The sequence below is a fragment of the Candidatus Magnetaquicoccus inordinatus genome (assembly GCF_004217665.1).
GTDB lineage: Bacteria > Pseudomonadota > Magnetococcia > Magnetococcales > Magnetaquicoccaceae > Magnetaquicoccus > Magnetaquicoccus inordinatus.
The window spans coordinates 1-8,809 of the sequence record NZ_RXIU01000154.1 but is presented as its reverse complement, the minus strand read 5'-3'; the positions used below and the strand labels follow the sequence as shown (position 1 = coordinate 8,809).

The 8,809-nt window shown below is 54.3% G+C and carries 7 protein-coding genes; 3 read left to right on the top strand and 4 right to left on the bottom strand.

Annotation, left to right across the window (positions count from 1 at the left end; translation table 11 throughout):
- Positions 1-157 precede the first annotated feature (157 nt).
- The 4 genes from chrA to EJP87_RS11170 are packed head-to-tail and all read right to left on the bottom strand — an operon-like array spanning position 158 to position 4,537.
- Positions 158-1,504, bottom strand: a complete 1,347-nt coding sequence (chrA, locus tag EJP87_RS11185; RefSeq protein WP_130471960.1) for a chromate efflux transporter — start codon at positions 1,502-1,504, stop codon at positions 158-160.
- An 11-nt stretch (positions 1,505-1,515) separates the two neighbouring features.
- A complete protein-coding gene (locus tag EJP87_RS11180) occupies positions 1,516-2,004 on the bottom strand; it encodes a cytochrome c-type biogenesis protein (RefSeq protein ID WP_130471959.1) in 489 nt (162 codons plus the stop codon).
- A complete protein-coding gene (locus EJP87_RS11175) occupies positions 2,001-2,558 on the bottom strand; it encodes a DsbE family thiol:disulfide interchange protein (protein ID WP_130471958.1) in 558 nt (185 codons plus the stop codon). The genes EJP87_RS11180 and EJP87_RS11175 overlap by 4 nt, the downstream gene beginning before the upstream one ends.
- 14 nt (positions 2,559-2,572) lie before the next feature.
- Positions 2,573-4,537 carry a heme lyase CcmF/NrfE family subunit gene (locus tag EJP87_RS11170; protein ID WP_130471957.1) on the bottom strand — a complete coding sequence of 655 codons (1,965 nt, stop codon included), beginning with the start codon at positions 4,535-4,537 and terminating at the stop codon, positions 2,573-2,575.
- A 288-nt stretch (positions 4,538-4,825) separates the two neighbouring features.
- On the opposite strand from EJP87_RS11170, the gene bioB reads away from it, so the two are divergent.
- The 3 genes from bioB to EJP87_RS11155 all read left to right on the top strand — a co-directional run bounded on the left by bioB (position 4,826) and on the right by EJP87_RS11155 (position 8,552).
- Positions 4,826-5,830 carry a biotin synthase BioB gene (bioB, locus tag EJP87_RS11165; RefSeq protein ID WP_130471956.1) on the top strand — a complete coding sequence of 335 codons (1,005 nt, stop codon included), beginning with the start codon at positions 4,826-4,828 and terminating at the stop codon, positions 5,828-5,830.
- A gap of 113 nt (positions 5,831-5,943) precedes the next feature.
- Complete coding sequence (locus tag EJP87_RS11160) at positions 5,944-6,771, top strand: PilZ domain-containing protein (RefSeq protein ID WP_130471955.1); 828 nt, start codon at positions 5,944-5,946, stop codon at positions 6,769-6,771.
- Positions 6,772-6,806: 35 nt separating this feature from the next.
- Complete coding sequence (locus EJP87_RS11155) at positions 6,807-8,552, top strand: methyl-accepting chemotaxis protein (RefSeq protein ID WP_130471954.1); 1,746 nt, start codon at positions 6,807-6,809, stop codon at positions 8,550-8,552.
- Positions 8,553-8,809 lie beyond the last annotated feature (257 nt).

The following is an 8,809-nucleotide window of genomic DNA, read 5'->3' as shown; positions in this document are numbered from 1 at the left end:
CGCCGCACATTTTCAGCAGGGCTTTGCCCTGCACCCACCAGGAGGAGATAATCTCCTCCTGGACCTCCATAATAGTTTTCTGATTTTCAAATGCGATTGCCCTGTAGTCGTGTGTGATTTTTTTTGGAAGTTGTGTTTTGTTACTGCTTAATCCGGTTCATCCAATCCAAACTTGAAGCGTTCCTAATATCGCACAGCAGGCGATTACCAGCATGATCTCCAGCTTTAATTTCCACAGCGCAATAAAGCTGGCAGCGGCGATCAGCACTGCCGACCATTGCAGAGGAGCGGCAAAAGGTTCAGCAGCGGTTGCCTGCGGCCAAAAGGTGTGCCAGGCAAAAAAGAGTGCCAGGTTGACGATGACGCCAACCACAGCGGCGCTGATGGCGGTCAGTGGTGCGGAAAATTGCCGGTTGTCGCGGCTGCTTTCGACCAAGGGGCCTCCCGCCAGGATAAACAGGAAGGAGGGGAGAAAGGTAAAGAAGGTGGCGACTGTAGCGCCAGCCAATCCGGCGGCCAGTGGCTGGGCTGCAACCTGATGCGCGACCCCACCCAGATAGCCGACCCAGGTGACAATCATGATCAGCGGACCCGGTGTGGTTTCGCCAAGGGCCAGGCCATCGATCATTTGTGTTCCGTTCAACCAGTGAAACTCCTCGACTGCTCCCTGATAGACATAGGGTAAAACGGCATAGGCGCCACCGATGGTCAGGAAGGCCGCTTTGCTAAAAAATAGACCCATGCTGTAAAGTGTCTGCTGTCCATGCACCAGCCAAAGAGCGCCAGCCCAAATAATGATAAAAATAATAAGCATGAGCAGCAGCTTGTTCCAGGAGAAGCGGGCGTGTGCTGGGGGTGGGCTGTCATCGTCGAGCAGCGCCGGACCATACTGTTTCTGGTTATGGCTGTGTTGGGGGGCGGAGCTGTGAAACAGATGGGGGGCGAACTTTCCCCCCCATATGCCCAGCAGTGCGGCGGTCAAGATGATCCAGGGAAAATCAATATTGAAAAGAAAGATACCGATAAAGGCGAGAATGGCAATAGCCAACAGTACAGCGTTGTGCACTGTTTTGCTGCCAATGCGCCAGGCGGCAAAGAGGACGACCGCGACCACAGCCGGTTTGATACCCTGAAAGAGAGCCAGCAGCAGCGGCAGATCGGCAAAGTGGAGATACAGAGCAGCCAGCAGAGAGAGGAGCACGAAAGCGGGCAGAAAAAAGAGTATGCCGGCCATGAGCGCTCCGGGAATGCCATGCAGCAACCAGGAGATATAGATGGCCAATTGGATTGCCTCTGGTCCCGGCAAGAGCATGCAATAGTTGAGCGCGTGCAAAAAGCGCTGTTCGGAGATCCACCGCCTTTTTTCCACCAGCTCTTGGTGCATCATGGCAATTTGTCCTGCTGGTCCGCCAAAGCTGATAAAGCCCAGCTTCAGCCAATAGGGAAAGGCTTCAGCCAGGGAGGGTGGGTCAGGAGGGGAGGAGGGCAGGGAGGGAGTGGCCATGCAGGATGTGATCAGAGCTGAGTACGGTCAAGATCCTGGTTGATCCGTTGCTGCATTTCAGGAGTGAGGAGTGATGGATTGCCGAGGCTACTCTCTTTTTGCGGGGTACGCCAGCGCAGGATGGCACGCCAGAGGGCAATGGCACCCAGGAGCAGGCCCACAAAGGGTGCCCACCAGAGGATTTTATTTTTACCCTCGGTTGTAGGTTCCAGATAGATATAATCCCCGTAGCGTTGGAAAAAATAGTCGCGAATCGCATGCTCTGCTTCACCGGCCTGCACTTTATCGCGGATGATCTGCAACATATCTTTGGCCAGATCGGAGTTGGATTCGTAGACCGATTGATTTTGGCAGACAGCGCAGCGCAAGTCGCGGGCAATTTTGCGCACCATGGCTTCACTGGCCTCTTCGTTACGGGTTGAGCTGTACAGAGGTGCGGCCAGAAGCAGCGCCAGTAACAGACTGAGGAGCGCAAAGAGCAGAGAGGATTGTTGTTTCATGGGGTTGCCTCTTTTTGCGCAGAGGGGGTGGATTGCAGCAAAGGCAAGGCCATTTTTTCAAACCATCCTGGATAGAGGGGACCGGTGTGTTTGAGGCGAATCACCCCATTGGGGTCAACCAAATAGGATTCTGGTGCCCCATAGACTCCCCAGTCGATGGCAATTTTTTGGTTGGGATCAAAGGCATGGCGATAGCCTGGATTGCCATGGCGGGCCAGAAAATGTGCCGCACCCTGTTCGGTATCTTTGAAGTCCACACCGATAATTAAAAAATCGCTGCGTGCACGTGTAGAGCGGGCCAACTCCATCAGGTAGGGATGTTCGGCGACGCAACTGACGCACCAGGAGCCCCAAAAGTTGACCAAAACCCATTTGCCGCGATGGTCAGAGAGGCGGATGGGTTGGCCATCCAGAGCCTTGGTGGCAAAATCGGGAGCAGGGCGATTGACCAGGGGTGAAGGAATTTCCCGGGGATCATTATGCAGGCCAAGGGCGAAGAGGGCCAGGATGGCCAGAACGCTGAGCAGCAGGATGCTTTGCCAGATAGGTTTCATGGGTGCACTCGTGATCAGGAGGGACGCCGACCTTGCAGCATGGCAAAAGTGACACCGAGGACCATGAGTCCGGTGCCCCACCAGAGCCAGACGACCAAGGGGTTGCGATAGATACGGAAGTTCCAGGTATTTTCTTTTGCGAGATCACCGAGGACGATATAGAGATCCTCGCGCCAGGTGGTATGGATGGCCGCTTCAGTGATGGGCTGAGAGTGTTTGCTATAGGTGCGCTTTTGTGTTTTGAGCACAACCGTGGTTTGACCTTGCTGGGCGCGGAAGGTGGCTTCCACGGCTGTCCAGTTATATTTGGCGGCTGGTCCGATGCTGTCGAGGGTGACGGTCCAGTTGCCGAGTTGCACAGAATCACCGGGGGAGAGGGTGAGATCGAGCTCTTGCTGGAAGAGTCCCGAGCCGATAAAACCGGCACACATGGTGATGATACCGAGATGGACCAGCAAGCCGCCATAGCGCCGTTTGTTGCGAGTGAGCAGTTGTTGCAGGGCGCTCCATGGGGGGAGAGTGCGGGGAGGAGTCTCTTTTTGAGCGGCGGCGCGCCGGGCTTGCACACCACGGAAGAGATCCAAGAGATGGCTGCCGAGCACAAAGAACATGAGCGTGGCGGTAGCGATGCCATAGGGATGGGTGATGGCGAACAGAGGGGCCAGGAGCAGGGCCAGGAGGGCCAGCAGGATCGGGATGGGCAGATCTTGTTTGAGGCGCGAGAGGATGGCGCGCCGCCAATGGATCATGGGTGCGATCCCCATCAGCAGCAGGATGCCGAGCATGATGGGGATAAAGACCTTATTGTAGTAGGGGGCGCCGACCGAGACCTTGGCTGAAGAGAGGGTCTCCACAGCCAGGGGATAGAGGGTTCCCAACAAGACGGTCAAGGCAGCGACTACCAGCAACAGGTTGTTGAAGAGGAAGGCGGACTCTTTGGAGAGCAGACTTTCCAACTGGATGGGGTTGCGCAGCAGTTCGGCGCGCAGGGCCAGCATGCCGAAGGAGAAAAGCAAGAGAATGCTCATAAAAAGCAGGATATAGACGCCACGACCTGGATCGCTGGCAAAGGCGTGCACCGAGGAGAGGACGCCGGAGCGGACCAGGAAGGTGCCCAGCAGGGAGAGGGCAAAGGTGGTGATAATCAGGAAGAGGTTCCAGGTTTTGAACATGCCGCGTCGTTCCTGGACCATGACCGAGTGCAGGAAGGCGGTGGCGGTGAGCCAGGGCATGAAGGAGGCATTTTCGACCGGATCCCAGGCCCAATAGCCGCCCCAGCCGAGCACATAGTAGGCCCAATAGGCGCCGAAGACGATGCCGATGGTGAGGGTGAGCCAGGCAAAGAGGCTCCAGCGGCGGGTAGCAAGAATCCACTCATCGCTGGCCTGACCGGTGATCAAGGCGGCCATGGCGAAGGCATAGGGGATGGAGAAGCCGACATAGCCCATGTAGAGGAAGGGGGGATGGAAGACCATACCGGGATCTTGCAACATGGGGTTGAGGTCGCGACCATTGCCGGGAGCAGGGATGAGGCGCTCAAAGGGGCTGGAAAGGAAGAGGATCAGGATCAGGAAGCCGGCGAGCAGGGCACCAAGGATGGCCATGACCCAGGGTATGGAGCGGCTATGGGTTGACCAATGGCGCCAGATGGCAATGGTATTGAACAGAGAGAGCAACCAGGCCCAGAGCAGCAGCGAGCCTTCATGACCGCCCCAAAGCGCGGTAGCCAGATAGAAAATGGGCAGCTCCAGAGAGGAGTGCGAGGCGACGTAGCGGACGGAGAAGTCGTGTTGCAGGAAGGCGTTGATCAGGGTGGCGCCAGAGAGGGTCAGCAGCAATAGGGTAGCCATGTTGGCCTGCTTGGCGACCCGGATCCACACCGGTTGGGCGCGATAGATTCCGAACAGGGTGGTGCTGGTTTGGGTAAGGGTCAGCAGAAAGGCGAGGATGGCAGCAAAGTGCCCAAGTTCGATCCACATGGCATATCCTGGTAAAACTATTAAAAAATCATAGAGATCCAACAGAGAGTTTCCGGTTCAGAGTAAAGCAATCCGACATTATTTTCAATGCAGTGTGCGTGTGATCTGATTTTTTCCCGCTGTTCAGGGGTTTCTATCAGAGTGATTGGCTCTTTTTTTGCGAAAAAATCTGTTTGCGAATCGTGCAACTGGTGTATAAGTAGATGAGATTGGTAGATAATAGTGGCGGAATGGCTGGTTGAGAAACTGGAGAGACCGTGTATCCTGGCAGAGAAGTTATGAATAACGATGGGTGATTTTGACGATTCATTGTATGGGGAGTGGACTACCCGCGCATTGGCTGGTGAAATGCTCAAGGAAGAGGATGGTTTGCGCATTTTACAGGATGAGAGTTTGCAATTACTGTTGTTGTTGCAGGCGGCATTTCGGGTACGCGAGCACTATTTTGGCCGACGGGTACGGGTTCAGGTATTGAACAACGTGCAGAATGGCTACTGTCCAGAGGATTGTCATTATTGTGCACAGTCGGTGGAGAGCAGTGCGGCGATTCAGCGCTATCGGGTAAAAGGGGATGAGGAGATTTTGGCGGAGGCGGAGCGGGCATGGCAAGCAGGGATGTATCGATACTGCATGGTCTTGTCTGGACGCGGCCCCAATACCCAACGGGTGGAGCATATGGCGGATCTGGTGCGGCGCATCAAATCCCGGTGGCCGATTGAGGTCTGCCTCTCGGCAGGCTTTATTGACCAGGCCATGGCAGCGCTCTTGAAAGAGGCGGGACTGGATCGTTACAACCATAATCTGAATACGGCAGAGGGACATTATGGGGCCATTTGTCGTACCCATACCTATCAGGATCGTCTGGCCACCTTGCAGGCGGCACGTGCGCAAGGATTGGAGGTGTGCAGTGGCTTGATTGTGGGCATGGGGGAGTCGGATCAGGATATTGTGACAGTTGCCAGTACCTTGCGCTCTTTGCAGGCGCGTTCCATTCCGGTCAATTTTTATATGCACATTCCCGGTAGTCCGTTGGGCGATGTGGCACACGGTTTGACGCCAGAGCGTTGTTTGCGCATCTTATGTCTGTTTCGATTTTTGAACCCCGATGCTGAGATTCGTGCTGCGGGTGGGCGGGAGCTGCATTTGCGTTCGTTGGCAGCCTTGGCGTTGTATCCTGCCAATGGTCTGTTCAGCGCCGGTTATTTGAATGTGGGTGGACAAAGTACAAGCGAGGTCCAACAGATGATTCAGGATGCTGGTTTTACGGTAGAAGTGGTGGAAGAGGCAGAGTAGTATAGCGGTAATAGATCGGAGCGGCTAGGCAGAGTCAATGGGACACGCGCTCAGGGGGGGTGGATCGGCCATCAGACCCGGAGGAATGGTGCAGGGGCAGGGATTGAAGCGATATGGCGGGATCAGCAGAAAGTTCGGGAGGGGGATTTTTTGGACTATTCAAGAAAAAGGCGTCCGAACCGGCGGCAACGATTGCTCCGGTTGATAAAGAGACGGTTTTAGATACCTTTTCGGCGATAGCACCGGCGTTGTTGGCAGCTTTGGAAGATAAATTGCCAGTACGGGTTTTGTTGGGCAACTCCTCATTTTCCTACTACACCCATTTTGAATGGGAGTTGTTGGATGATGGCAATGGTTTGGTGGTGCAGAGCAAAACCTATCTGGAGGAGGGGCAATATCTGTTATTGGCGACAGTGGATCCGCCGATTGGCAATTTGAAGATTCGCAGTGCCGGCGAGATTCGTTTGGAGTTTGCCTCCAAATATCATCGTCTGGAGTGTGAGACCAGTTTGCAGCAGATTACTCCTGCCAAAAAGCTGCGCATGAGTTTTCCCAAGAGTGTGTTGCAGAAGCCGCAACAGCGCTTGGCAGTGCGGGTTCCGGTGGAGCGCAACACCAATATAGTGGTCACAATAGTCCGTCCTTCCGGCATTGTGTTTGAGGCCAAGTTTCGCGACATCAGCGCGACAGGTGCCTCATTTTATCCGACAGGAGCGACGCCACGCATTGCCGATCATGCGCGGGTACAGATGGCCATCACCTATCCAGAGGGCAATGTGGAGGTGGATGCGGTGATTTTGGGTGCCTTTGTCAGCGAAGGAGAGTTGGTTTTCCGGGCGCAGTTTTTGGTGGCCAGCCACCAAAGTTCACAGCAGATCAGTGCGGCAGTTGCCTATGTGCAGCGCTGCAATATTCAACGGCGCAAAGAGACATTGCAATAATTCAGCAAGAGTTGCGAAAGGGGTGTGAAGAGGTCATGTCTTACTCTGTCGAGTCTACGGCACCGGCGGTCAATCCGAGTGCTGCGGCCACACGTTACCGGGTCAAGCTGCGCAATTTTTTACCGATCATTTTTTGTGTATTGATTGCGTCGGTCTCCTTTTTAATCATTTTTATTACCCAGCGTTCGGCAACCTCTTCGATCGAGGCGTTGGCGGGAGAGGTGATGACGCGGGTCAGTCAGCGGGTGGTGGAGCGGACCAGTGCCTATTTGCAATCGGCGGCGCAGGCGGTACGGATGAATGCCACCTCCTGGCAGCGTTCTGCCACGGTTTCGGAGCAGGAGGAGCAGCAGTTTTTACAATTTTTCAACCGGACCAGTCGCGAACAGTTGCAGATGTTTCCCTATTTTGGTTTGGTCTATTATGGGGATCAGCAGGGCAACCATTGGTTAAACAAGCGGGAGCATGATGGCACCATTCATGTGCGTTTGATTCAGCGCAAAGAGGATTCACCTGGCAGTCGGCAGGCGTTGGAAAAATGGGGACGCCATCCCAAAGCGACTGAGGCGGAGCGACAGGCTATTGCCGAAGGTTTGGCCCCCTATTTGGAGACCTGGTGGTATGAGCAGGATAAACAGGGTCAATTGCAGCGCAGTGAGCAGGATCCAATCAAGGTATATGATCCACGCAGTCGTCCGTGGTATGTGGGTGCCAAGAGTCAAAACAAGCTGTTTTGGACAGATGTGTATGCTTGGGAAGAGAAGTATCAAGGGGTAGTCAGCCGTCAGGCGGGTATTACAGTTTCGGCACCGGTGGTCCGCCAGGATGGGCAGTTGGCCGGGGTGTGTGGTATCGACATCAGTTTGCAGGCTGTATCGTTATTTTTGCGTGATCTGGAGATCATGAAGAGTGGCCGGGCTTTTATTCTCAACGGCAAAGGGGAGACGGTGGGTTTGCCCAACTATGCTGAGGTTTTGGAAAAGAGTTCCAGCTCTGACGATACGGTTGCTTTGAATCAGATTCAAAAAATCAGTGATTCGGCGATAGTGGCCTCGTTTGCGACGGTACGCAAGGCATTGTCCAGCACAGGACAGCAGCCTTTTGTCTTGACCAAGGAGCAGTTGATTACCTTCACGGCAGAGGATAAGCAATATTATGGTTTTTATAAGCCTTTTGCCACCGAGTTGGGGTTGAATTGGACGGTTGGGGTGATTATTCCGGAAGATGATTTTCTGGGTGCGATCAAGCAGGAGATGCGGCGCAGTTTATGGATTGCTTGTGCCAGTATTGGGGTCATGATTATTGCCGGGGTGTTGATTGCCCGGTTGATAACCAATCCGCTGACCCATTTAGGCAAGGAGGTAGAGCGGATCATGCAGTTGGATTTGGCGCCGACACCCTCACTGGTGACGCGCTTTGTGGAGTTCAGCATGATTTCGCGGGCATTTACTCGAATGAAGCTGGCGTTGGCTGATGTGGTCAACACCATTTCTGTCCATACCAAGACCCTCGATTGGTCGGCAGAGGAGTTTGGCAATGCGGCCATGACTCTGGAAGATGCTGCCCAGAGCATGCAGAGTGATTTGCAAGCGATAGAGCAGCAGTTGCAACAGTTGCCGACAGATTTGCCAGGTCGGGAAGAGATTATTCAGGCGATGCAACAGGTGGAGAGTGATGTGCAACGGATGCAGCAGCTCAGCCATCCCATGATCGAACGGGTGGAGGAGATGAACCATATTGTGCATGCCTTGCGTCAGACTTTGCAGGTGGTGCGGATTTAAGTGCATGGCGGATGGTTGGAAGCTGCTCGCAATTTGTAGATAGTTGTTTTCTTTTGCAAATTGCTACAGTGTATATCCCTCTCTTCCTGTCGAAAATGGTAACTATTCAGGTTCGTACTGGCTCGCCAAATCTACCTGGTTTGCGATGACTCGCCAGCTCTACCCCCATGGGGATGCTGCGCGGATTGGCGCAAAAAGGCGCGCCAATCCGCACAGCTTGCTTCCATTAGGCGCGCCGCGCCGACGCAAAAAGCGCG